The 23,396-nt window shown below is 56.5% G+C and carries 23 protein-coding genes; 13 read left to right on the forward strand and 10 right to left on the reverse strand.

Annotated features, from left to right (window positions below):
- Window positions 1-22 precede the first annotated feature (22 nt).
- A complete protein-coding gene (locus H9L06_RS00795; RefSeq protein ID WP_187555427.1) occupies window positions 23-742 on the forward strand; it encodes a PaaI family thioesterase in 720 nt (239 codons plus the stop codon).
- The gene (locus H9L06_RS00800) at window positions 739-2,145 is read left to right on the forward strand and encodes an MFS transporter (protein WP_187555428.1); all 1,407 of its coding nucleotides are present in this window, start codon (window positions 739-741) and stop codon (window positions 2,143-2,145) included. The genes H9L06_RS00795 and H9L06_RS00800 overlap by 4 nt, the downstream gene beginning before the upstream one ends.
- A gap of 12 nt (window positions 2,146-2,157) precedes the next feature.
- Here the strand turns inward: H9L06_RS00800 and H9L06_RS00805 are convergent, their stop codons facing one another.
- Window positions 2,158-2,853, reverse strand: coding sequence for a TetR/AcrR family transcriptional regulator (locus H9L06_RS00805; protein WP_187555429.1), 696 nt, complete (start codon window positions 2,851-2,853; stop codon window positions 2,158-2,160).
- A 156-nt stretch (window positions 2,854-3,009) separates the two neighbouring features.
- Here H9L06_RS00805 and H9L06_RS00810 point away from each other — a divergent pair, with 156 nt between their 5' ends.
- Complete coding sequence (locus H9L06_RS00810) at window positions 3,010-4,293, forward strand: CoA transferase (RefSeq protein ID WP_187555430.1); 1,284 nt, start codon at window positions 3,010-3,012, stop codon at window positions 4,291-4,293.
- On the opposite strand, the gene H9L06_RS00815 is transcribed toward H9L06_RS00810, so the two are convergent.
- Together H9L06_RS00815 and H9L06_RS00820 are read right to left on the reverse strand one after the other, a co-directional pair.
- The gene (locus H9L06_RS00815) at window positions 4,287-4,988 is read right to left on the reverse strand and encodes an alpha/beta fold hydrolase (protein WP_187555431.1); all 702 of its coding nucleotides are present in this window, start codon (window positions 4,986-4,988) and stop codon (window positions 4,287-4,289) included. The genes H9L06_RS00810 and H9L06_RS00815 overlap by 7 nt on opposite strands.
- 8 nt (window positions 4,989-4,996) lie before the next feature.
- Entirely contained in the window at window positions 4,997-5,323 is a 327-nt protein-coding gene (locus H9L06_RS00820; protein WP_187555432.1) for a hypothetical protein, read from the reverse strand.
- A 181-nt stretch (window positions 5,324-5,504) separates the two neighbouring features.
- Between H9L06_RS00820 and H9L06_RS00825 the strand changes: the two genes are divergently transcribed.
- The 10 genes from H9L06_RS00825 (at window position 5,505) to H9L06_RS00870 (ending at window position 17,578) form a co-directional block, all read left to right on the forward strand.
- Window positions 5,505-6,953 carry an NAD-dependent succinate-semialdehyde dehydrogenase gene (locus H9L06_RS00825; protein ID WP_187555433.1) on the forward strand — a complete coding sequence of 483 codons (1,449 nt, stop codon included), beginning with the start codon at window positions 5,505-5,507 and terminating at the stop codon, window positions 6,951-6,953.
- A gap of 215 nt (window positions 6,954-7,168) precedes the next feature.
- The gene (locus tag H9L06_RS00830) at window positions 7,169-9,319 is read left to right on the forward strand and encodes an acyl-CoA dehydrogenase family protein (RefSeq protein WP_187555434.1); all 2,151 of its coding nucleotides are present in this window, start codon (window positions 7,169-7,171) and stop codon (window positions 9,317-9,319) included.
- 32 nt (window positions 9,320-9,351) lie between these two features.
- Entirely contained in the window at window positions 9,352-10,155 is an 804-nt protein-coding gene (locus tag H9L06_RS00835) for an enoyl-CoA hydratase-related protein (RefSeq protein ID WP_187555435.1), read from the forward strand.
- A gap of 72 nt (window positions 10,156-10,227) precedes the next feature.
- Entirely contained in the window at window positions 10,228-10,407 is a 180-nt protein-coding gene (locus tag H9L06_RS00840; RefSeq protein WP_187555436.1) for a hypothetical protein, read from the forward strand.
- 396 nt (window positions 10,408-10,803) lie between these two features.
- A complete protein-coding gene (locus H9L06_RS00845) occupies window positions 10,804-11,580 on the forward strand; it encodes an electron transfer flavoprotein subunit beta/FixA family protein (protein WP_187555437.1) in 777 nt (258 codons plus the stop codon).
- 12 nt (window positions 11,581-11,592) lie between these two features.
- Window positions 11,593-12,564 (forward strand): electron transfer flavoprotein subunit alpha/FixB family protein, encoded by a 972-nt coding sequence (locus H9L06_RS00850; protein WP_187555438.1) that lies wholly within the window; start codon window positions 11,593-11,595, stop codon window positions 12,562-12,564.
- 146 nt (window positions 12,565-12,710) lie between these two features.
- Window positions 12,711-14,300: a cytochrome b/b6 domain-containing protein gene (locus H9L06_RS00855; RefSeq protein ID WP_246454425.1), complete on the forward strand. Its 1,590-nt coding sequence runs from the start codon at window positions 12,711-12,713 to the stop codon at window positions 14,298-14,300.
- A 328-nt stretch (window positions 14,301-14,628) separates the two neighbouring features.
- The gene (locus tag H9L06_RS00860; protein WP_187555440.1) at window positions 14,629-14,928 is read left to right on the forward strand and encodes a hypothetical protein; all 300 of its coding nucleotides are present in this window, start codon (window positions 14,629-14,631) and stop codon (window positions 14,926-14,928) included.
- A 9-nt stretch (window positions 14,929-14,937) separates the two neighbouring features.
- Window positions 14,938-16,425, forward strand: coding sequence for a class I adenylate-forming enzyme family protein (locus H9L06_RS00865; protein ID WP_187555441.1), 1,488 nt, complete (start codon window positions 14,938-14,940; stop codon window positions 16,423-16,425).
- 82 nt (window positions 16,426-16,507) lie between these two features.
- Complete coding sequence (locus H9L06_RS00870; RefSeq protein ID WP_223165204.1) at window positions 16,508-17,578, forward strand: enoyl-CoA hydratase/isomerase family protein; 1,071 nt, start codon at window positions 16,508-16,510, stop codon at window positions 17,576-17,578.
- A 52-nt stretch (window positions 17,579-17,630) separates the two neighbouring features.
- Here the strand turns inward: H9L06_RS00870 and H9L06_RS00875 are convergent, their stop codons facing one another.
- The 7 genes from H9L06_RS00875 to H9L06_RS00905 form a co-directional block, all read right to left on the reverse strand.
- Window positions 17,631-18,335, reverse strand: coding sequence for a TetR/AcrR family transcriptional regulator (locus H9L06_RS00875; protein WP_187555443.1), 705 nt, complete (start codon window positions 18,333-18,335; stop codon window positions 17,631-17,633).
- A 166-nt stretch (window positions 18,336-18,501) separates the two neighbouring features.
- Complete coding sequence (locus H9L06_RS00880; protein ID WP_187555444.1) at window positions 18,502-18,843, reverse strand: hypothetical protein; 342 nt, start codon at window positions 18,841-18,843, stop codon at window positions 18,502-18,504.
- Complete coding sequence (locus tag H9L06_RS00885) at window positions 18,840-19,925, reverse strand: carboxyl transferase domain-containing protein (protein WP_187555445.1); 1,086 nt, start codon at window positions 19,923-19,925, stop codon at window positions 18,840-18,842. The genes H9L06_RS00880 and H9L06_RS00885 overlap by 4 nt, the downstream gene beginning before the upstream one ends.
- 155 nt (window positions 19,926-20,080) lie before the next feature.
- On the reverse strand, window positions 20,081-20,512 hold the full coding sequence (locus H9L06_RS00890; RefSeq protein WP_187555446.1) for a MaoC/PaaZ C-terminal domain-containing protein: 432 nt from the start codon (window positions 20,510-20,512) through the stop codon (window positions 20,081-20,083).
- A gap of 24 nt (window positions 20,513-20,536) precedes the next feature.
- Window positions 20,537-21,052: an FAS1-like dehydratase domain-containing protein gene (locus H9L06_RS00895; RefSeq protein WP_223165205.1), complete on the reverse strand. Its 516-nt coding sequence runs from the start codon at window positions 21,050-21,052 to the stop codon at window positions 20,537-20,539.
- Between the two features lie 35 nt (window positions 21,053-21,087).
- Window positions 21,088-22,383, reverse strand: a complete 1,296-nt coding sequence (locus H9L06_RS00900; protein ID WP_187555447.1) for a VWA domain-containing protein — start codon at window positions 22,381-22,383, stop codon at window positions 21,088-21,090.
- A 50-nt stretch (window positions 22,384-22,433) separates the two neighbouring features.
- Window positions 22,434-23,315 carry an AAA family ATPase gene (locus H9L06_RS00905; protein ID WP_187555448.1) on the reverse strand — a complete coding sequence of 294 codons (882 nt, stop codon included), beginning with the start codon at window positions 23,313-23,315 and terminating at the stop codon, window positions 22,434-22,436.
- Window positions 23,316-23,396: the final 81 nt, after the last annotated feature.

Below are 23,396 nucleotides of genomic sequence, written 5' to 3' on the forward strand. Positions count from 1 at the left end.
TCAGAGAGATTTACCCGGCCCTGTGCAACAACGAGGAATAGTCGGTTCGGAGGCCGTTGACCTTGATGGTTCGATTCGTGCTGGAGCGCTCGGGGTATTCGCTGATACCGTCTTCGCCGGTCCCGTGATGCAGAACCGTCCTTCGCCGACATTCGGAATTGTCACCTCAGAGCTGTCGATGAATTTTCCCACGACAATGCCGTCATTCGGTGAGCTTATTTCGATGCGTCAAGACACCGTGGAGGTCACACGCGTAGGCGGGAACGTCACAGGGGTGATACTTGGCGAGGGAAATCGTGTGCTTTCCACGGTACACATCGCTTTGCGATTTATCGACCATGGCCGAGAGTACGAACCGCTGGGTCTCCCCAAGATGGATGCGCCGGGCTTTTCGCTAGCAACATTACTGGGAGTACCTGAGGCGCAAGAAGGAGAAGCTTTCTTGCGCAAAAAAGTGGCGCCTCACTTGGCTAATCCCTCGGGTATGCTCCATGGGGGTATCGCGGTGACCATTCTCGAGTACGTTGCGTCTCGCGCAGTGCATGAGGAGACGTCGGCCTGGGAGTGCGAGAGCTTACGCGTGAACTATCTTCGTCCGGCGCCTCTCGGCGAAGAGGTGAAAGTCACCGCTCGACGGGTCCATACGGGAAGGAACCTTTGCGTTGCTGATGCAAAAATCGCCTTGCCCAATGGAAAAGTGACAAATATCGCTCGGCTCAGTTACCGGAAGGTGCAAGAGTGACTCGCGGGACCGCTCTGAAATATCCAGTATGGCTTGTGAGCGGAACACTCAGTATGAGTGGACTGGCAGCCTCGCTCAATCAGACTCTGGTTATTCCCCTTCTTCCCATTTTTCCTATCGAACTCGGTGTTTCTGCCGACGCAGCGACTTGGCTCGTTACCATCACCCTCTTGATCGGAGCAATCAGTGTTCCGACGCTTTCTCGGCTTGCTGACCTGTATGGAAAACGCCCCATCCTGCTCGTATGCCTAGCAATCATGGCAGCTGGCGCGTTGATTTCCGCGCTGGCCAACGGATACGCCGCCCTGTTTATTGGCCGAGCATTGGCGGGCTTTGGCATGGCGCTCATTCCGATCGGGATGAGTATTCTTCGAGATACGTTACCGCCTGAACGCGTCGGATCCGCAGTTGCTTTGATGAGTGCGACCCTTGGGTTTGGTGGCGCACTCGGTCTGCCTTTATCTGGTTTAATCTACGACGCCGTGGGCTGGCGGTGGGTGTTTGGGTTCATGTTTTTGGTGCCCTTACTCTTGATCGCCGCCGTCCTTATTGTGGTGCGTGGGCCAAACATCAAGGCAGGTGGACGGTTCGACTTTATCGGCGCCACGGCACTCTCGGTAGTGATCGCGGGCGTTCTTCTCGTTGTGTCGCGTGGATCGATTTGGGAATGGACCTCGTTCACCACGATCGGGTTATCAATTTTTTCTATCGTAGTGCTCGCGGCATGGATTCCATTCCAATTGCGCACCCGCGACCCCATCCTGCACCTTCGTACGATGGCGACTCGGACGGTCGCTTTTACAAATATCGCTGCCGTCTTCGTTGGGTTTGCGTTGTTTGTGAGCATGCTTTTAGCGATGCAACAGTTGCAGGCTCCGCTGGGTACCGGGTACGGGCTGGGACTGTCAGTGACCGAGGCGGGCCTGTGGATGGTGCCGTCAGGCCTCGCAATGGTGGTATTGTCGCCGCTGAATGGTTACCTGCTGAACCGGGTTGGAGGCAAGGCCGTACTAATCGCAGGAACAGTGATTATCGCCCTTGGATACGTTGCGCGGAACATTTTTTATCACACGCCCCTCGAAGTGTCGTTTGCTGCAGCTCTCGTCAGTATCGGCACAGCATTTGCGTATGCAGCTATGCCCACCCTCATCATGTCGGCAGTGCCCCTTGAACAGACTGCGTCAGCGAATGGGCTGAACACGGTGCTGCGACAGGTGGGTACTTCCGTATCGAGTGCAGCGGTTGCGGCTGTTGTCTCAATAACATATGTTTTAGTCGATGGCGGGTCGTACCCGACGTGGAACGGCATCGTGATTCTTAATATCGTTGCTGCTGTAGCTGCGCTGGTGGGTGGGGCAGCCGCGTTAGCGATCCCACGCTCTCAAATAGTTCCGGTTCACTGAGAACGAAACGCATCATTTCGCCGTGAGTTGACGTTCGAAACCATCGAGAAGCGCCGAGAGACCCGTCTCAAAATCGTCGTCTGACACCATAGCCAGTTGGATTTCTTCAGTACGGAGAAGTTCCTTGAGTGCTGGCATCTCATCAGTGATGAGGAGAGTCTGCCGGTCATCGAGGGTGACCGCTTCGTTGAGCATCGCAGTTCGTTCTGTGAGTACGATTCCGTTCGTGAATGTTGTGACTGAGCTTACCAGCTGCCAAGCAACTAGCGGGGCAAAACCTGCAGCCATGAGCGTTTTGAGGATCAAATCGATCCGTGTAAATGCATGGATGCCAGCCTTTAAAGAAAAAGAATTCTGTCGAATAAGGATTAGGTCGGCGAGGGCTGCATCCTGGCGCAATATTCGGCGAATGGTACGTTGATACGTTTCGATGAACGTTCGCCAGTCGCTGAAGTCTTCGGGGTTCGGGAGCTGGGCGTACAGTAAACCGACTGCACGGTCACTCATTGCTCGGAGCAGATCATCCTTCTTGCGAAAATACCAATAGATACTGGTGACGCCAACATCGAGCGTGCGTGCGAGCTCGGGCATACTCAAACTCTCGACCGAAGATTCTTTGATGACGGCGAAGGCCCCGTCGATGATGCGATCGGGGGTAATAGATCCGCGCTCCCGGCGCTGGGGCGTTTTAGATTTCTGAGTGACCATAGAATCGTATTCTATCAAGTCGTGCCCGTTGTCCCTTTACAACGATGGCGGCCGTCGCCTGTGCCAGGCCTACTATTTTTGCAAGTTGTTAAGATGTTAAGGACGTGTTTTCAATCCTATGAAGCTTTCTCCGCTATGACTCCTGACTCACCGACCATGACGGCCCTGACTCGTTGGGCTCAGTCGGGGCTGATGTCTCTCACGGGAGAACCAGGAGGGTTTACCGACTCAAGCCCGGCCTTCGCTTACGCCGCATTCGAAGTGCACCTCGAGCGTCTGACACAATGGCTCGGATTATCCAACGAAGATCCACTCGCTGATCCCGCGGTTGTTCTTGGCGGCCGAGCACGCGAGAATAATTTCACCCGGGGAGGACAAACCTCGGCGGGGGGAGCCACCAGGTTGATCCAGGGGGCCGATGGCTGGGGGGCATTGAGCCTTGCCCGGGAGACAGATCGGGAACTCGTTCCGGCTCTTCTCGGCACTGAAATTGGAAACCAGGATATCTGGCGTGCAGTGGAACAATCTGCAAGCAGCTCGGTCAGAGCTTTGGTGGAACGAGCGGCGACGATGGGAATGCCGACAGCGATGCTGGGCGAGGCAAGGCAAGCAGCAGGGACTTCCGTCCAAATTTCCAAACCCCGAAAGCTGCAGCTTCGCGATGCGGTCGTGGTAGATCTATCGGCACTCTGGGCTGGCCCGTTGAGCACAGCTTTTCTGGCGGCAGGAGGGGCGCAGGTGATAAAGGTTGAATTTGCAAACCGCCCGGACGGCGCACGGCAAGGCAATCAGCGTTTCTTCGACTGGCTCGGCCACCGAAAGCTGATGTGCGTCATTGAAGATAGTGCCGAAGGAGAAGCGTTCTTGGCGCGGCTGATTGATGTGGCAGATATTGTTATCGAGGCCTCACGGCCCCGTGCGCTTCATCAGCGGGGGCTCGCCTATGATCAACGCCAACACGCTGACGGAAAAATTTGGGTGCGCATTACTGGGCACGGAACGAAAGATGGGGCAGAGCACCGCGTTGCGTTCGGAGACGATGCTGCAGTGGCTGGGGGCCTCGTCGGACGAAACCGCAGCGGCGCACCTGTCTTTATGGGGGATGCCGTCGCAGACCCCCTCACGGGTGTCAAAGTCGCAAACGAAGTTGCCGCAGCTATCGACGCTGGGGGTGGAAGGTTTATCGATATTTCGATGAGCGGTGTTGCCGCGGAGTACGCTTCGGCCATAACTTCTCTGGCCGTTTCAGGCGACACGCGGAAACGGCCAGGAGAAGGTTGGCATGGAGAGCGCAGAGACGATGCGATGACTCCTGTTTCGGCCCCACCCCGGATTCCCCTCTCGCCTCCGGCGCACGCGCTGGGTGAAGACAACCGGGTGGTTCGGGCCCTAGTCGCCAGTCGTGAGAGTGCTTCTGGGGTGTTGCCGGGGCATTACTGAGCCAAAAAGTCGAGTACTGCGCTCATAGCCTCGGCTGAGCCTGGCGCGCGGTAATGGTCGACACGGCTGAGCGTCACGAGAGTTGCGTGAGGGAGTGCTGCCATGAGGTCATCAGCTGGTCCCACTGTATCTTCCTCACCGAGAAGAATGAGAGTTTCGACGTCAAGCTCTTTCAAACGCGAGAGTGCTGGCGGAGGTGCCGCGGTTTTCGCGTACGCCGCAACCGATTTCAAGGAGTTACCTGCACGGAGAGCCAGTTGACGTATTAATGCTACAGAGGGATCTGGCTCGGGTGAGAGCAGCTTGTCACCGAGGCTTGAAAACCCAGAAGCATCGCCCCACATTTGATCGCCGATTCCGACGAGCACGAGGCGAGTAAATGATTCGGGACTTCGCACGGCGGCACGCAGCAGCATGAGCGCTCCCGCAGAGAAACCTACTGCGGTTGTAATGCCCGATTCGTGCATGACAGCGAGCAACTCGGCGAGCATGTCGTCATCAGTGCCACTCGGTGCCGGCAGTTCCCCGTGCCCGGGTAGACCAAAAGGAACGACCCGGTAGCCGATTGTCTCCATCAGTTCATGCCAACCGGGAACCCCCCATGTAGCTTCGTGTGTGGAACCAAATCCGTGTACGAATAGGGCGGGCGCACGATCGGCGTCGTTGCTGTTCACATGAGAGTTCGTGTCGGTCACGGGTAACGCTATTCTGTCTGAGTGCTATCAGCAAAAATGAGCGTGGCAGCGTGTTCGCCGCTGTCAGCCATGGGTCCGCTGCTGAAGCTTGGGGCTGCGGCTCCCAGCTTGGCGGCAACCTCGGCGGCTGAGAGGCCTTCTACTGTATAAATTGCTACATACCGTACGAAGGCGTCGGGATCTGGATTCCATGCCCGGTGACGAGAGACCGCGGTGATCTCAGGAATTGCTGCACGCACCTCGGGAATGTGCGTGGAGGTGTACCACTCATTGAACGCTTGCTCCTCTGCAGCACTGCTTGGGCTCGCGTGGGCAATAAATACTGATTGTGACATGACGCTCTCCTAGGGTCTTTGTTGATATAGATGGACAATGAATACGTTATTGTAGAAAATGGTACCGTAAGGATCACAGTAACGCACGGCTTCAGTTTTATTAGGCCCTGCCATATTTTTACGAGTATTTCGCGCAAGATAGCGCCGTAGGCACGACGAAAACAATGGAGTGAGGAAAAGCATGAGTCAATCAGCACAAACGATATTCATTAATGGTCAATGGCGGGAAGCCATTGATGGTGCGAGTTTTCAGGTCACAGACCCCAGCACGGGTGAAGTCATCGGTCATGCATCCGACGGTAGCCGCGCGGACGCAGATGCTGCGATTGCGGCGGCCGCTGCGGCCTTCCCAGCATGGTCACAGACGACTGCCTATCAGCGCGCAGAGATTCTGCAACGCGCGCATGATCTCATGCGCGAACGACAAGAAGAACTTGCTCAGCTGATGACGAAAGAGCAGGGTAAGCCGTTAAAGGCCTCGCGTAACGAGGTGGGGTATGCTGCAGATTTCTTGCGTTGGTTCGCCGGAGAGGCTCTCCGCATCGGCGGCTCCACTATTCCTTCAGCGCGTGCCGACCAGCGTTTTGTGACCATTCACCAGCCAGTCGGAGTGATCGCAGCGATCACGCCGTGGAATTATCCCATTTCCATGATCACCCGAAAGATTGGTCCGGCGCTTGCTGCAGGCTGCACCTCGGTGCTGAAGCCAGCTGCCCTCACGCCACTGTGCGCGGCAGCAACCCTTGAGATTTTCCGCGAAGCGGGAGTACCTGACGGCGTAATTAACCAAGTTACTACGAGCCACGCAGCCGAGGTGGGCGACGCATTTATCGAATCCCGCGACGTGCGCAAGATTACCTTCACGGGTTCAACCGCGGTTGGCCGCAAGATCGCAGGTCAAGCGAGTGAAGCCATGAAGCGCGTCTCTGTCGAGCTCGGTGGCCACGCTCCGTTCATCGTCTTCCCTGACGCCGATCCAGTCCACGCCGCGAAGGGCGCAGCGCTAGTGAAATTCCTGAATATGGGGCAAGCTTGCATCAGCCCGAACCGTATCTATGTGCACCGTTCGATTTACGATACGTTCCTTGAAACGTTGCAATCAAGAGTCTCGGCCCTCAAAGTAGGCCGTGGCACAGAAACAGGCGTATCGATCGGACCACTCATTGATGACCGCGCTACCGCGAAGATGGTGGAGCAGGTCGAGGATGCCCGCGGGAAGGGCGCGCGTGTTCTCACTGGTGGCGAACGGGTGACGGTTGATGGCCTTGCAGGGGAAAACTTCTATAGCCCAACCGTGCTTGCAGACGTCACTCCCGACATGTTGATTTCGTCAGAAGAGACCTTCGGTCCGATCGCGGCGGTGACCCCATTCGATACCGAAGAAGAAGTTATCGAGTTGGCCAATGATACCGAGTACGGCCTTGCGGCTTACGTCTACACGAAAGACCTTTCGACAGCCATTCGGGTTACCGAAAAGTTGCATTTTGGAATGGTGGGCGTGAACGACATCAACCCCACGTCTGCCGCCGCCCCGTTCGGTGGCGTGAAGGATAGCGGTTTGGGTCGCGAAGGCGGCGCTGAGGGCATTTTTGAGTACCTTGATGTCAAGCTGATCGGTCTCTCCGTGTAGTTTCTCGTCGATCGGGAGAAAATCTACCTTCGGTTTGGGGACGACATAACGTCGTCCCCAAACCCGTTGTAAGCGTAAAAAATCGTCCGGAAATGGATCCTGCAACGAATACCGAAAGCACTACAGTAATGATATGCTGAGGTAGGGCCTTACCTCTGCCAACGAAAGCGCTTTAAACCTTCAATCATTTTGAACACAACGATGTGGAGATATCCATGGCACTACCAATTACAGAAGAACACCAGGACCTTGCAGAATCAGTTCGTGCGTTACTCGGAGCCGAAGACGCACTTGCGACAGTTCGTGCAACATACGACGGAGATTATTCTGGACTGGAGCGGCTCTGGCCTCGCTTCGGGGAGCAGTTCTTACTAGGCCTTCACGTCCCTGAAGAAGACGGCGGCGAGGGGTTCACGCTAGCGGAGACGGCGGTGGTGCTTGAAGAGCTCGGCCGTGCGCTGAGCGGCTCAGGGGTAGCTGCATCAGTCACAGTGACCGAAGCGCTCGTAACGCACGGAACCGCAGAGGTCAAAGAGAAATTTTTGTCGAAGCTGGCAAGCGGTGAACTCCGAGTAGGGCTGGGCCTGTCGGCCAACCTCTCTGTGGATTCACAAGGCCTCAGCGGAACCACGGGCCCAGTAATTGGGGGAGCATCTGGAGATGTCGTCGCTCTTGTCAACGGCGACGATCTCGTACTTTTGGCGCCAACAGAGGCTGCGGTAGCCCTCAACCCTATCGAAAACAGTCTCGACCCCTCCCTGCAGTTGGGAGAAGCAGAACTCAGTCTCAAATCCGACCAGACCACTGTCGTGGAAGGTGCAGGACGGACCGCACGGTATGTTGCTCGGCTGGCCTTTTCCGCTGAAGCTATCGGCGCCTCTTCTGCCGTGCTTGAGCAGGCGCTCGAATATTCAAAAGTACGTGAACAATTCGGCCGCACCATTGGTTCGTTCCAAGCAATCAAACATCATCTCGCCAACATGCTTGTTGCAAACGAGCAAGCTATCGCTGCTGTCTGGGACGCGGCACGCACGAAACCTGACAACACTCAGTTCACCGTTGCGACCGATGTTGCCGTCACCCAGGCGCTCCAAGCGTTCATCGAAAACGCCCAACAGAACGTGCAAATTCACGGCGGAATTGGGTTCACGTGGGAGCACAACGCGCATTTATACATGCGTCGTGCTCGGGCTATTGCAGCTCTTGTCGCTCCCGAACGTGAGGTTCTCGATGACATCTATGTGTGGGCAGACGGTGGAAATACTCGAAAATACGGCATTGATTTGCCCGAAGAAGCAGAAGAATACCGGGTACAAGCCAGGGAATTCCGTAAAGAATTTGATGCACTCAGCGGAGACGCTCAGCGCAAATTCTGGGCGGATTCTGGCTACATGTTTCCCCACTACCCAAAGCCTTACGGCAGAGGAGCCGACCCCGTGGAACAGCTCGTCATTGAGGAAGAGCTGGGTGACATGCAGTTACCGAACATGGGGATTACCTGGGTCATGATCACGCTTATTCAGCAAGCAACGCAGGAACAGGTCGACCGTTGGGTCACCCCTACTCTCTACGGTGAGTATGTCTGGTGCCAGCTTTTCAGTGAACCCGGAGCCGGGTCTGATGCCGCTGCAGTGTCGACTCGCGCGGTAAAAGTTGATGGGGGTTGGCGTCTCACCGGGCAAAAGGTATGGACCAGTGGGGCCCAAAACAGCAATCGAGGTCTGATCACCGTCCGAACAGATCCGAGTGCTCCCAAGCATAAAGGCATCACAACGATGGTTGTAGATATGCAAGCTGAGGGCGTTGACATTCGACCGTTACGCGAAATGAGTGGGGACGCGCTCTTTAATGAGGTGTTCTTCGACGACGTGTTTGTTCCCGACTCCGATGTCGTTGGCACAGTCAATGACGGGTGGAAGGTTGCACGGGCGACACTCGGGAACGAGCGTGTATCGATCGGAGCAGGAAACAGTGCGTCGTTTGAAGCTGGTGATCTGCCAGCCCTTATCTCACAGGTGAATTTGCAGAACGATAACGCAGTAACACAGGCTGCCGCGAAGATGCTTGTCGAAGAGCACACCATGCGCTTGCTGAACTTACGTAGTGTAGCTCGGGCCGTGCAGGCATCAGGACCCGGTGTTGAGGGCAATATCGGGAAGCTTATCTCGGCCGAGCACTCGCAGGGTGTCACTGAACTCGGGATGACGATCGCCGGAGAAGCAGGTGTCACAGGAAAGTTCCCCGAACTTTCATATGAGTACCTGTTTGCTCGGTGCTACAGCATCGCCGGTGGAACATCAGAAGTCACGCGAAATGTTATTGCAGAACGGATTCTAGGTCTTCCCCGTGATCCACTCAACAAATAGAAACATGGCATTGGACCCAAAGGAGTACATTTATGGCTGATCAGTCAACGAACGAGGTGCTGGTCGAGCGTCGTGGGCACACGATGCTCATTACCATCAACCGCCCGGAGGCGCGAAACGCGTGTAACCACGCGGTATGGGTCGGGGTCGGCGATGCCCTCGAAGAAGCAGAAAGCGACGATAGTGTTCGCGCTATTGTTATCACCGGGGCCGGAGACAAAGCATTCTCTGCCGGTGCAGATCTCAAAGCAATCGCTCGTGGTGAGCAAATTGTTCCGGATGGAAAATATGCGGAATGGAGTTTCGCTGGGTTCGCCAACCATCCGGTGAAGAAGCCTACAATCGCCGCGGTTAACGGAACGGCCCTCGGTGGGGGCATGGAACTTGTGCTCGCATCCGATTTGATTGTTGCGAGCGAGACTGCCATTTTCGGCCTCACTGAGGCAAAGGTCGGACTGGTCGCAGCAGCCGGGGGAGCTTTTCGCTTGAGCCAGCGGATCGCCCCCGTCGTGGCCATGGAGATGCTCTTGACGGGCGCTCCTATCGACGCAAATCGTGCGCTTGAACTGAACCTCATCAACCGAGTGGTTCCGCAATCAGAGGTCGTCGACGCGGCGATCGCTCTCGCTGAAGAAATCGGTGCGAATGCCCCCCTTTCCGTCCAAGCACACAAACGGTTGGCTTTAGGCTACAACGTAGATGGAGAGCGCCCGCTCGACGCTGCTGGTTGGGCTGCGACTGCCAAACTCATGGACGAGGTATCGGCTTCGGAAGACGCTCAGGAAGGGCCTCGTGCCTTTGCGGAGAAACGCAAGCCGAACTGGTCAGGTCGATAACACTACACGGCGTTGCCCCTAACACTCCGGGGGCAACGCCGTTTTCTGTAGGAGAGAGACGAGACGTTACACATGCGTGTGGTACCCGCGCCCCCATGGTTCATCACCGGCGTCGTTGCCCTGAGCGGACTGGCCGCGTCACTGAACCAGACCCTCGTCATTCCACTCCTTCCTGGTTTTCCCAAAGCTCTGGGAATCACAGGAGATGACGCAGGCTGGCTCATCACAGTGACGCTCTGGTACGCGGGGTGACTGTGCTAGCAATTGCTGTAAAGGGTGTTTCGGGTTAGGAGAGTCAGAACCCCAAATCTGACACCCTAATGCTGGATATTCTCTTGGAGCGCTGATTTACCGTCGGCGGACCAACCCACGGGGAATCCGGAACGACTCGGGACGCCGGAGAAGTGACGCTTTGGAGCTCGGTCCACGAGATTGACCTAGAAGCAATAGTGAATTCATTACAGTACACTTTACGGTATGCGATATAGTGTTCCTAACATGCACGTAGACGGTTGCGCATTCAGGGATGACGCCAAACCTCTCTCGATAACAACTAGAGCGTAGCCGCGAATGCAGAGGAACGGATAAGCTCGCGTTTTTTAGCGTAACACCACAGTAGTTTTCCCGAACGGCGGAATGGAGAAATTAATGAAGCTGATCGTCTTGGTCAAAGAGGTGCCTGATACCTTTGGTGACCGCAAGCTTAACCTGGAGACCGGTCTCGCTGACCGCAGCGCGAGTGACGCGGTGCTAGACGAAATTACTGAGCGCGCCATGGAGGTTGCGCTAGCGTATGCAGATGCCAATGAGGGCACTGAAGTCGTCGCGCTGTCACTCGCTCCAGAAGGGTCTGCGGCAACGGTGCGTAAGGCGCTCGCGATGGGGGCCGGCAGTGCGATTCACGTTGCTGACGATGCTCTGCTGGGCGCGGATATCGTTTTGACTGCCGAGGCGCTCGCCGCAGCAATCCAGCGTGCAGGCTTCGACATCGTGATCACTGGCAATACTTCAACTGACGGTTCTGGTGGCATGATGTCGGCGGCGATTGCCGAATACCTTGGGGTTCCGCATGCTTCGGGGCTGTCTTCAGTCGAGATCACTGACAGGCAGGTGAAGGGCACGCGACCTATCGATGGTGGGGTACAGCAGGTATCGGCGGAGCTTCCTGCGGTGGTATCGATCACAGAGGCTCTTCCAGATCCGAGATTCCCGAACTTTAAGGGGATTATGGCGGCGAAGAAAAAGCCTCTTGAGACGTTGTCGCTGGCAGATCTAAACGTTAATCCCGATGACCCCGAGGCTGCGCGTTCGATTATGCTTACGGTGGCTGAAAAGCCGCCGCGTGAAGCTGGTATCAAGATTACTGATGAGGGCGATGCGGGCGAGAAGCTCGCCGACTTCCTTATCGAGAACCGTTTGGTGTAAGGGAGAAAAACGATGGCTGAATTCGCTCAAGACGCAATACTTGTTGTCGCCGAGACAACCCCAGACGGTGCTCTTGCAAAGACTGCCGCCGAACTTATTGGTGCTGCTTCGCTCGTCGGCACTCCCGTCGCATTACTCCTTGGTAAAGCTGAGCTTGCGACTGAGCTTGCGGAGCTCGGGGCTGCGCGGGTACTCGTAGCAGAAGACGCTGCGGGTGCAGATCTTGTGGTTCCTGCGGTCGACGCGCTTACTCGGGCTACTCAGTCAGTGCAGCCCGATGCGATTGTGCTGGCGCACTCGCACGACGGCCGGGACATTGCTGCACGCTTTGCGGTACGCACGAAGCGTGCAGTGTCAGTAGACGCAGTCGGAATTGCGCGGGATGATCTGGGCATTGTTGCAAACCATTCGGTGTATGGCGGCGCCTATAACACTTCGTCGACCTCGACCTTTGGTGCTCCGGTCATCACCCTTCGGCAGGGCTCTGTTGATGCTAGGGCGGCGTCACAGCCGCTCGTGCAGGAATCTCTGTCGGCTGAAGCATCAGGGAAACCTGCTGCGAAGATTGAATCGTTTGAAGTTGAGACCCTGGTATCGCTCCGTCCGGAACTGCGTGGTGCTGTAAAGGTTGTTTCGGGTGGGCGAGGTCTTGGGTCACAAGAGAAGTTTGCTCTCGTTGAGGAACTTGCGGATGTCCTGGGTGCAGCCGTAGGCGCGTCCCGAGCTGCAGTGGATGCGGGCTATGTTCCCGCAAGCCACCAGGTGGGCCAAACTGGGGTGTCCGTCTCACCACAGCTGTACATCGCCCTCGGTATTTCTGGAGCGATTCAGCACCGTGCCGGTATGCAGACTTCGAAGAATATTGTCGCGATCAATAAGGATGCCGATTCGCCGATCTTCGAGGTTGCTGATTTTGGTGTTGTCGGTGACCTCTTTCAGGTCGTACCTCAGCTCATCAAGGCGCTCGAAGCCCGAAAGAAGTAATGGTGGCCACGTACACAGAATTATTACGTCAGGGTCTGCCGCGCTCTCCTGGCGGGGAAGCTTGGCCCCCTGGTGGCGTACAAGCACAGCTCGTTGCTAAGACGCAAAAATCGAGTGTAGCCCCTGCGACGGCCGGTGAACCGCCTGTGAATGTCGTGCCGGATACGGCAGAAGTTTCAGTTGCCGTTTCCGAGCCTTCAGCCCAACCCGCGGGCGAGGCTGACGCAGGGAGTGATGTGTCGAGTTCACAGGTGCTTCGCCAGGGGCTTCCCCGTACGACGGGCGGCGATCCTTGGCCTCAGGGTGGGGTTGTTGCAGGGAGCGCTGCGATGAACGCTGTAGTAACACCTCCTATTCCCGACCCTGGGGTGTCTACGAAGGCCACAGTAGAGCTTGAAGCTGACTCCGCTCCAGCACCTATTCCTCCGCAAGTGGACGGAAATGTCACTGCGGATAGTAGGGAGTCTGTCGCCGACTTCGTTGCCGGAGACGTAGCCCTTCGCCGGGGCCTACCCAGGGTGATGGGCGGTCGACCGTGGCCTCCAGAAGGGTTTGCGCCCGCCTCCTCGGCACCGAAGGCAACTCGTCCCGTAGCGACTCCTCAGCAAGAAGCTCCTCCCGCGGTTGAACAGCCACCTGCGGCTGCGCCTCCACCTTCTGCGCCTCAACTGGCTCCGACAGCGCGTGCAGGTGAACCTGTTGCGGTTCCGCAAGCTGCTCCAGCTGCTCCAGCTGCGCGACAAGGGCTGGCTGCTTCAACAGCCGCAGAATCGCCTGTGCAGTCGAAGCCAACGCCTGTGGTTGAGAAACCCGTGAAGCCGAAGCGTGAGCCGACCATGATCGGTGAGAAGAGCTTAGCTCAGTGGGTGAAGCTTGTAGTGCTTGGCGGGATCGGGGCAATTATTGTTGCTGGAGTTCTCGTGCTCGCAGCTCGGGGCGTTACGACGTTGCCGGGTGTGCCTGCATGGCTTGAGAAATACCCGGGGGAATATGACCTTCCGGAGTCTTCGGAGCCGGGGTTCCCTTGGTGGGCTCGTTGGAGCCATGCGCTCAATATTTTTCTGATCGTGCTCATCATTCGTTCTGGATTGTTAGTGCGCACGCAGCAGAAACCGCCCGCATTCTGGACTCCGAACAAGGGGGGCAAGAAGATCAGCATCAACCTGTGGTTACATACGTCACTTGATGTGCTCTGGCTTGTCAATGGTGTGCTTTTCGTCGTGCTTTTGTTTGTCTCCGGGCACTGGATGAGGGTCATTCCCACGAGTTGGGAAGTCTTCCCCAATGCGCTGTCGGCCCTCCTGCAGTACATGACGCTTGATTGGCCGACGGAAAACGGGTGGGTGAATTACAACAGCTTGCAGCAGATTATGTACTTCGTGATTATCTTTGTTGCGGCGCCGCTGGCAGCGATTACGGGCTTGCGGATGAGTGAGTGGTGGCCGAAGAATGCTGAGAAGCTAAATAAGTTCTATCCAGCACCGCTTGCTCGTGCACTGCACTTCCCGACGATGCTCTTCTTTGTGTTCTTTATTATTGTGCACGTGTTCCTGGTGTTCTCGACGGGAGCATTAAAGAACCTGAACCATATGTTTACGGGTACAGAGGCAGTGAACTGGACTGGTTTCTGGTTGTTCGCGCTGACGATCTTTGTCACGGTTGCTGGGTGGTTTGCGGCACGTCCGCTCATTATGGCGCCAATCGCAAACGTGTTTGGTAAGGTGAGCAACCGGTAAACACCAGCACAACAACATTCCAAATTTCAAACAACCAAATAATAGTTCCGGTATTCAGTAGCTTCTCAGCACCAGAAGGTGCCTGAGCGTGCCACCCTCCTCTTGTCAACCAATGTGTGCGTCTGTCTGTATTACAGGCAAACCCGAGCATGCGTCGACAACGCTCGAGGGTGGCGCGACTGATTTATTTGAGTATTGCGGCACCACGTTTGTCGTTGCGTGGGCATTTTTAACAAACCGCTACAGTATGGCTTTCAGTTAAGTGGTATAGTGCTTCAAGTACTCTCCAATCGGTACCCAATCTTCAACGAGGAGGAAATCTCTCATTATGGCGATTAAAGTAGGCAGTCAACTGCGATCAACGGCTTCCAGCGTGCAGGTCGTTGTCGTGCGTGGCTCGGAGGCCGACGGTACTCTCGAGGCCGCCGGCGCTGAATTGACCCACGACGCCACAGCGAATAGTGCGCCCAACGCATCCGCAGGCGAGACCATTCAAGTGGGCAAGCGCTATGTAGACGCAGACTCAGGAATAGAGCTCTTGGTCATTGCAGCCGGGCCTGGCCCGATCGCTTTCAACGGACGAAACCTCACGCTGAAAGACTCCAAACCTCTCCCAGCTTCGGATTAGGGTGTCACGATGAATATAACTTCTCTACTCGACATGTCTGTGACGGCAATGAGCGACCGGACCCTCATCGGTAACAAGGCCGACGGTTTAAGTCCCGCTGAGTTGCGTCGCCGAGCGCTTGCCGGTGCAACTTATATCCGTCAGAGCGGTGCCAAAGTCGTGGGATATTTAGGCGGTAACGGCCCTGAATTCCCGGTAGCGCTGTTTTCAGCGGCGTACGCAGGCGTTCCTTTTTTGCCCCTAAACTTTCGACTGAGTAACGAACAGTTAGATGAAATTCTTGCTCGACAAGACGGCTTGTTGTTATTGACGAGAGATGCTCAACGAATCGAACAGGGTGCGTTGTCGCTCGACGACTTCGAGCTCATCGTCCGTGATGGGGCTGAGGAAGAGGCGACACCGTCAGAAGCTGATGATATCGCCGTCATTCTCATGACGAGTGGAACTACAGCTGCACCCAAGAGCGCCTTGTTGCGGCACCAGAATTTGGCGTCCTATATCCTTTCATCCGTGGACTTCGCTTCAGCGGAGCCTGACTCCGCAACGATCGTGAGTGTTCCGCCGTACCATATTGCCGCGGTGGCTAATATGCTTTCGAACTTGTTTGCGGGCCGCCGGATTGTGTATCTTGATCACTTCACGGCGGACGAGTGGCTCGACGTTGTGCGCAGGGAAGGAATCACCAATGCTATGGTGGTGCCGACCATGCTCTCGCGTATCGTTCATGCACTTGAAGAGAGTGGCCAGGATGCTCCCGAGACGCTTCGCGGAATTTCTTATGGCGGGGCAAAAGTACCGACAACGGTTCTGCAACATGCGCTCGAAGCTTTTCCCAACGTTGGCTTCGTGAACGCGTATGGACTCACTGAGACTGCCTCGTCGATTGCGATTCTCGGTCCTGAAGACCACCGCACAGCGATGGCAAGTGACGATCCTGAGGTGCGGGCCCGTTTGAGCTCAGTGGGACGTGCGCTTCCTGGAGTGGAGATTCAGGTGCAAGACGAAAACGGTGAACCCTGCGCCCCGGGTGTCGAGGGGGATATCGTTGTCCGTGGCCCACAAGTGGCCGGTGAATACCGCGAATCAGGTTCACTCGTTAATGAGGACGGCTGGTTTAGAACTCGAGACCTCGGATACATCGATTCCGAAGGTTTCATTTTTGTAAAGGGGCGTGCGGACGATACCATCATCCGCGGCGGCGAAAATATTGCTCCCGCTGAAATTGAAGACGTGCTCTTCCGCCACGAGGCTGTTGCCGATGTCGCTGTAGCTGGCGTGCCCAACGACGAGTGGGGCTTTGTCATCGCGGCATTCATCGTAGTGAAACCAGGAGCGAGCCTCAGCAGTGACGAAGTGCGTGCCTTTGCTCGGCAGCACCTCCGCAGTTCAAAGACTCCGGACGAGGTGCACTTCACCGATGAGATTCCGACGACTCCTACGGGTAAGGTCCTGCGACGTCACCTAGTCGACGGCTTACTGGAGGGCGTTTCCAGTTGATTTGAGGTGTGTTCCGGTTACCAGCGTTTGCTCCCGGAACTCACCTATTTCTTCACGACTGAGAGCGAAGAGTCTTATGGCCTTGCCGTTGCAGATAACTGTCGAGGATTTAGCTGCTGGCCGTGTCGATCGTCTGCTCGGCGACTACGACCCTGAGGCTCGAGAAATCGTTACGCTCGTGTCAGTTGATCACCCGGTCAGTACCGAGACACTGCACCGAGCCGCCGTTCGTGCTATGTCTACAGATCGTATCCTCATCGGAGTAGCTCGCCGGATGCTACCGATGAGCTCGGATGTGGACATCTTGCTGGAAGAATTCGCTACTACCTTCGCGGTGAACGGTGGTGGAAACGACTCAGTGGTTTTCACCGATGAAGTGGACGCTCGTGCAATCGGCCTTGCGGAGGCAGTCGCACGGAATCCACATAGCTCGACAATTTTTCTCGATACCCTCCGAGCCACTGCTTCCCTCGACGTACCCGATGCGCTCCAAGTAGAATCGCTCGCGTACTCAGCGCTCCTCGGAGGGGGAGAGTTCAGAGAGTGGCTAGCCGGGCGCGAGGCCCCCTCGTCGCCGCCGATGGTAGCCGACCCCGTACTCGCGCGGCGCAAAGGCGATACGCTACATATCACTCTGAACCGGCCACAACGACGCAACGCCTACGGCGCACAATTACGTAATGAATTGGTGCGTGCACTCACGATCGCCGAGGCGGACGAAAGCATTGAGCTCGTGATCGTTGATGGTGCTGGAACGAGTTTTTGTGCGGGGGGAGACCTCGCAGAGTTCGGCCTTGCTGCAAACCACAGCGAGGCTCACCTGATTCGCACCAGAGGCGGCGCCGGAAGGCTCGTCGACGCGTTACGAGACCGAATTAGGTTCGAGATTCATGGACCGTGTGTGGGGGCAGGCGTTGAGATACCTGCCCTTGCGGGACGTCTGGTAGCAGACCCTCACACCACATTCCTGCTGCCCGAGGTCTCAATGGGTCTTATTCCGGGAGCCGGAGGAACCGTGAGCCTTCCGAGGCGCATCGGTCGGTGGCGTTCTTTCGCGCTATGTGTCACTGCTCAGCATATCGACGCCGAACAGGCACTATCCTGGGGCCTCGTTGACGAGGTACGTCCGAGGGAAGCCGCAATAGAGTTATAGCGGAACGAGCGCCCTGTTACGAGAACACACTCGACATGTGGGGCGATGGGCCTTAGCCAGAGGTTTCCTCGAGGATACGGGCGGCTTGCTCAAGCGCGAGCCGAACACCGAAGGCGAAGCTCTCGTCGTCTGCCATATCGAGCATCGCATCGTGCTCCGAGATGAGGCCGACGAGAATCGGCATATTTTCGACGTCAATGAGGGATAGCTGCGAAAGACCGACCGGAGGAGTCTGGTTGACTTGACGCATGCGTTCGGTAATGATGAACCCGCGCGTGTACAGTGAGAGCGAGGAGTAGAGAAACCACGCTTGCCTAGCGGTGAAGCCCGCCTTGGTCAAGTACGCGAGTATGCTCTCAATCCCGCGGTACACCCGGTGCGTCGAAGGAATGCTGTAGCTCGAGGTGCGCATGAGCACGAGATCTGTCAAAACGTTGGCATTCTGATGCGAAGCCCGGTCAGCTGAAAAATAGGATAATAGGAATTCTTGCCAGTCTTCAGGCTTCCATCCCTCAGTCGTCGGCAGTTGATTCTGCAGAAACGTCGTCGCTTGAGTCGTCATCTTACGGAGGAGATCGTCTTTGCTGCGAAAGTACCAGTAGATACTCGTCACACCGATTTCGAGATGGCTGGCGAGCACCGGCATACTCAAATTGTCAAGGCCATCTCGTTCAGCGACAATGAACGCGCCTGCTAGGATGTCTTCGGGTGAGATAGAACCGCGCTCGCGACGTTTGCGCGTAGCGTTTGAAGTCATGGTAGATTCCTCCCTTAACAATGGCGTATGACCGCCCTGGCGTTTAGCGGCTTGAGAGCGTACCTGATGCCCACTGCATCGAAATGCACATATGAAAAGCCTCCAAACGACTCTACCGAATCAGCCTATCACTTTGTGATATGCCTTATTCGACCGTCTGCTGGTCTTAAGCGTGCGTCGATGCGGCCTGAACTGCGCGATCCGGCCGGGTATTGCGGTTCCCGATCCTATCGGGATGAAGGGCAGCGGTGATCGCTGATCGCACGTCATGAGGGTTCTCGGGTAAGACCGCGTCAACGAAGCCATACTCATAAAGCTGGGATGGAAGAGGGCGAATTGCCTCCGCAAAATCAGCTGCTCGCTCGGAGTCGCGGTAGATGACGGCCGCGCCTGCTTCTGGGCCGATGACGGGGAAGATCGATCCTTCGAGCATGTATAGGGTATCGGTGTGAGCGAAGGCGATCGCTCCGCCGCTTCCGGCTTCACCCACGACCAACGAAACGCTCACGCTGCGTAGACTCGCGAGTGCGACCAGCACCTCAGCGATCTCGTTCGCGATACCCCTGCTTCAGACGATGGTGAGGGGTCAGCGCCTGGTGTATCAATGATGGTGAGCACGGGAAGCTCCAAACGGTCAGCCAAGGTCACAGCGCGTCGAGCTAGACGGAAATCGTCGGGACCTGGGAGGGAAAGGGGACCGCCGCTACGATCCCGGTCGAGCGCAATTACGACGACACGGTTGTCGCCAATATTGGCAATCCCAGCGCGAAGCCGCGGGCCAGGTCCGTTCAGTTCGACCCAGCCGTCCGTGATCCACGCTGCCCATTCGAGCCCTGACGGGCGTTGGGGTGCCCGGCTTGCAAGCACTGCGTCCCAAGTTGTGGTCGCGGGCGCGGGAGGAGTGGGCCCTGGGTGGTCCGTGGTGAGAGCGGGTACTCCGTCACGGACACCAAGGGCACGTTCGAGCCAGGTAAGTTGTTCTTCTTCAGGAACGATCGCGTCAATGAGGCCATGAGCCAGCGCAGACTCTGCCGTATGCGATGTTTTTGGCGGGAAATGCCCGGTTACTGTGTGCACAACGCGGGGTCCTCCGAAGCCGATCGTGGCACCAGGGCTCGCCACGCGGACATCAGCCGTGTTACCCCAGGACGCGAAAATACCGCCAGCACTTGGCGAGCGGAAGGCAGACGCGCTCATCAAACCGGCCGCGCGGTGGGCAGCGACGGCTGACGCGGTGCGGGTCATTTGTGTGAGAGCGAAGTATCCCTCCTGAAGCCGAGCCCCTCCGCTGCTGATGATCTGGGCGATGGGGAGACCGCGTTCCGTAGCTCTGCGGTAGGCGCGCACCATTCGTTCACCCGTGACAGTACCTAACGTCCCGCCCGCACGAGCAAAATCGACCTCGATGAGGACGTAATCGCCCAGAGGCCCGTGAACAAGCCCCGCACGAAGCGATTCGTCCCGTGCGTCTACAGGTTCCGCGCCCGGGAAATTGAGAGGATCGGAGGACCCAAGTTCGGCATCCCATACCTCCGAGAAGGGCAGCATAGTCGTTTCTGGTTCGAGAGCGATCGAGGTTTCCTGTGTCACTGATGGTCCAATCGTGCGAGTGGCGGCGTTGCGATCCTTGTCTAGTTGAGTCTACCGTAAGAGCAACGATAAGTCATTCGAGTCGAATCTTGAGACGGGAACGGGGCCTGAAGTCTACCTCCAGGCCCCGTTCGATCCGTATGTTCGTTCTCGAGTTACGAGGTGGGGAAGAGCAACGTTGCGCTTCCCGGGGCGAGCTTGTCTCCCGCCTCATCTTCCGTCCATATCTCAAGGTTCACAACGGTCCCGTCTTCCGTGGCGTCCATTGACGACACCGTGCCCTTCACGGTGACCAAACCACCCAAGTTTGGCTTGCGGAACTGACAAGAGACCGAGGTGATGCGTGCTTGCTCACCGGCCCAGTCTCGTAACGCATTGTGGATATACGCGAACTGCAAATTTCCCATGCCGAAAGCACCGTCATAGCCGGCTTGCTTTCCCGCCTCGTTGTCCATGTGGATCGGCACGAATTCGTCATTCACCGCGGCGTACCGGTTCCACGTAGCGAAACCGGTTTCGCGAGTGTACGGTGTAATTTCGGTTCCAACATTAATGACGGAACCTGAAGCGTCGGTAGTGTGTGTCATTCTTCTTTTCTCTCTTACGTTGGTCTAATACCGAAGGAGGGTCGTGTCCACGCGCTTAACCACGTCCCCATGTTGATTCGTCCATTCATCGCTGAGGACGGTAATCAGCATCTGGCCGAGGCGGCTCGTGCGTTCCGTGTAACTACTCAGTCGATTAACGCTTGTGATCGTGTCACCAGGACGAATGGCAGTTGAATAGGTCGCCACCATCCCCCCATTGAGCATAAATTTTAGACCGGGGCCCTCGACGCCGATCTGCTTCTCCGTGCTATCGGGATCGTTTTGATCGCTATCCACGGCATCAGGGTGCTGGCGCGAATCGACCACGGCCCAAGCGAACGGATTGAAATCCTCTGGCGCGACGACAGCATTGGTATCCGTGGAGAGATACCGCTTTGGAGGAGAAGCAGGCCAGTATGTTGCGAGAGCCCAGCGTCGAATATCTGAATCCGATACCGGGTAGCTCACGCGACGACTGATCTCCGTACCGACGGCGTTATGCATCGCCTCGGAGATGTGTGTTGAGGTTTCGGTTCCCATGGAATCCCTTCCTGATCGTGGTGGAGTCGTATTTGTTAGGCGAATGCGGAGACAAAATGCTCAAGTTGGCGGATCGTGCGGCACTCGAACGCGCCTGTGCAGTGCGTAGCGTACTCGCTTGCGACCGAGTCACCTTCGTTCCACATGCTTTTTGCCTCCGGGTTGAGGAAGTAGACGCTCGCTGCTCGCTGGCGAATCATATCGAGTGCGTCTACGTGAGGGTCCCGGTAATTATTTCGAGCATCCCCAAGAATGAGAACTGTCGTCCGGGCGTCGATTGCGGAATGATGGTTCTCGCTGAACAACCGGAGAGCATTGCCGTAATCTGAGTGGCCGTCAACGCCATAGCCGCGCCGCTCATCGTTAATGCGACGCGTGGTTTCGACGATAGTAGATGTTGTCGCGATCAGATCGGTCACCTCTGAAAGTCCATCGACGAATACGAAGGAGCGTATGGACGCAAAGTGAGACCGTAACGCATAGGTGAGTTGGAGCGCGAAACTGGCAAAACTTGCAACAGATCCAGAGATGTCTGCGAGCACTACGAGTTTTGGTTTCGGCGGGCGGCTTGGCCGAAACCGGAGATCGACCGGAGCCCCACCGGTCGAGATTGAGCGACGAATGGTAGTGCGAATATCAAGAAACCGGGGAGTGTGTGACTGTTGTGTGGTTGCAAGCGCAAAACCTAGCGCGCGCCCCAACGGCTCCACCACTTGTTCCATGTTGTGGATTGCTTCGCCCGAGGCTGTAAGAAAATCAACGTCTTCAGGGAGCGGGTTACGAAGCGTCGATGCGACCGCGTCTGCCCCCCTGTCCTCAACGAGGCGGCGACGTACCTCGCTCTGGAGTATACGCTCGAAATCAAAGGCTGCCTTACGGGCTCGCTCTTCTGCAGCCCGAAGAGCGATGCGGCCCACACCATCTTCCAGCGAACGATTCTCGAGGCGTAGTAGGTCAGTAACCAATTCGTCAGCGCGTACGGCTCGCTGTGCCCGCATAATGTAGATGGTGCCGGCGACGGCCCGCCCGGGAACAATTTTTGCATGACGATCAATGAGTTCTGCAGATATCTGGCGTACGACGTGATGGTTTTGGTGCTGGAGGCTCAGGACCAGGAAATCCCGGAGTTCTTCGTCGGGGAGACGAGAGAGAGCAGGATCAGACCCCGACGCTCCCGCAGTAAAAAACAAATCGAAGAGAAGATCGTAGGCATCACGGTATGCATTCGATTTGATGAGGCATGCCGCAAGCGACTCACGAACCGATTCACGGTCGGCAAGATCCACCACCTCGAGCGCATATGATGCATCAATGAGGTCTGATGTGGCCACGGGGATTCGTATTCGACGAAGTTCCTCGGCGAGAGCATGGACCGTTTTAATCATGAGGTGGGAGCGAGTTCTGAACGAATGAGTTCTATGTCCCCCTGATGTTTGAGGAGGATATTTGCGTGGTTCGCGACAACCTCATCGGTGATTTCGGTCACATTGAGTAGGCTCAACGTTTGCGCCCAATCGAGAGTCTCTGAAACCGAGGGGTTCTTCCTTAAATCCATGTTCCGGAGTGCGGCAACGGTTTCCGCTATCCGACCCGTGAGTTGGTCCGAGAGCTCGGGTATACGCGCAGCGATGATCTCTCGCTCCCGTTCGGGAGAAGGGTAATCTACGTGGAGGAAGAGGCAACGGCGACGCAGTGCTTCGGACAGTTCACGGTTGTTATTTGAAGTGAGGAATACGAGGGGAGTGCGTGTCGCCTGGACCGTGCCCAGCTCAGGAACTGACACCTGATAGCTGGAGAGAAATTCAAGCAGAAGGGCTTCAGCTTCAACGTCCAGCTGATCTACCTCATCGATCAGGAGGACGACGGGCTCTTCGGAGCGCACCGCATCGAGAAGCGGGCGAGAGAGGAGAAAATCTTCAGAGAAGACGTTCGAGACGTCATCATCTTCGCTCCGCTGAATGGCGAGGAGCTGCTTCCGGTAGTCCCATTCGTAGAGCGCACGCGCTTCGTCAATTCCCTGGTAACACTGGAGCCGGATCAAACGCGATCCCGTAATCTCGGCGACGGAGAGAGCGAGTTGTGTCTTTCCGGTACCGGCCGGTCCCTCAAGAAGTAACGGCTTTGCAAGTGCATCAGCAAGAAAGATTGCTTGTGATGTCGCGTTGTCGGCGAGATATTTCATCCCCGCAAGGTCCTGAGCCACCTGCTCAGTATTCGTAAAGTGCCTGACGTGTGCTATCTCTGATGCGACTTGCTGAGCCATGTGGGGAACCTCCGATGGTGCCTACGTTTCTATAGATGAGCTTACCGTAAGGCATTTGACAATAGTCAAGCGGGAGTGACA

The sequence above is a fragment of the Leucobacter denitrificans genome (assembly GCF_014396385.1).
GTDB classification, from domain to species: Bacteria; Actinomycetota; Actinomycetes; order Actinomycetales; family Microbacteriaceae; genus Leucobacter; species Leucobacter denitrificans.

What these genes read in the sequence shown, in the direction of transcription:
- H9L06_RS00830 (WP_187555434.1), top strand. Translation starts at nt 7,169, where the DNA reads ATGGCACTACCAATTACAGAAGAACACCAGGACCTTGCAGAATCAGTT.
- H9L06_RS00905 (WP_187555448.1), bottom strand. Translation starts at nt 23,315, where the DNA reads ATGGCTCAGCAAGTCGCATCAGAGATAGCACACGTCAGGCACTTTACG.
- H9L06_RS00875 (WP_187555443.1), bottom strand. Translation starts at nt 18,335, where the DNA reads ATGACTTCAAACGCTACGCGCAAACGTCGCGAGCGCGGTTCTATCTCA.
- H9L06_RS00865 (WP_187555441.1), top strand. Translation starts at nt 14,938, where the DNA reads ATGAATATAACTTCTCTACTCGACATGTCTGTGACGGCAATGAGCGAC.
- H9L06_RS00860 (WP_187555440.1), top strand. Translation starts at nt 14,629, where the DNA reads ATGGCGATTAAAGTAGGCAGTCAACTGCGATCAACGGCTTCCAGCGTG.
- H9L06_RS00850 (WP_187555438.1), top strand. Translation starts at nt 11,593, where the DNA reads ATGGCTGAATTCGCTCAAGACGCAATACTTGTTGTCGCCGAGACAACC.
- H9L06_RS00840 (WP_187555436.1), top strand. Translation starts at nt 10,228, where the DNA reads ATGCGTGTGGTACCCGCGCCCCCATGGTTCATCACCGGCGTCGTTGCC.
- H9L06_RS00805 (WP_187555429.1), bottom strand. Translation starts at nt 2,853, where the DNA reads ATGGTCACTCAGAAATCTAAAACGCCCCAGCGCCGGGAGCGCGGATCT.
- H9L06_RS00895 (WP_223165205.1), bottom strand. Translation starts at nt 21,052, where the DNA reads ATGGGAACCGAAACCTCAACACACATCTCCGAGGCGATGCATAACGCC.
- H9L06_RS00810 (WP_187555430.1), top strand. Translation starts at nt 3,010, where the DNA reads ATGACGGCCCTGACTCGTTGGGCTCAGTCGGGGCTGATGTCTCTCACG.
- H9L06_RS00845 (WP_187555437.1), top strand. Translation starts at nt 10,804, where the DNA reads ATGAAGCTGATCGTCTTGGTCAAAGAGGTGCCTGATACCTTTGGTGAC.
- H9L06_RS00825 (WP_187555433.1), top strand. Translation starts at nt 5,505, where the DNA reads ATGAGTCAATCAGCACAAACGATATTCATTAATGGTCAATGGCGGGAA.
- H9L06_RS00890 (WP_187555446.1), bottom strand. Translation starts at nt 20,512, where the DNA reads ATGACACACACTACCGACGCTTCAGGTTCCGTCATTAATGTTGGAACC.
- H9L06_RS00835 (WP_187555435.1), top strand. Translation starts at nt 9,352, where the DNA reads ATGGCTGATCAGTCAACGAACGAGGTGCTGGTCGAGCGTCGTGGGCAC.
- H9L06_RS00820 (WP_187555432.1), bottom strand. Translation starts at nt 5,323, where the DNA reads ATGTCACAATCAGTATTTATTGCCCACGCGAGCCCAAGCAGTGCTGCA.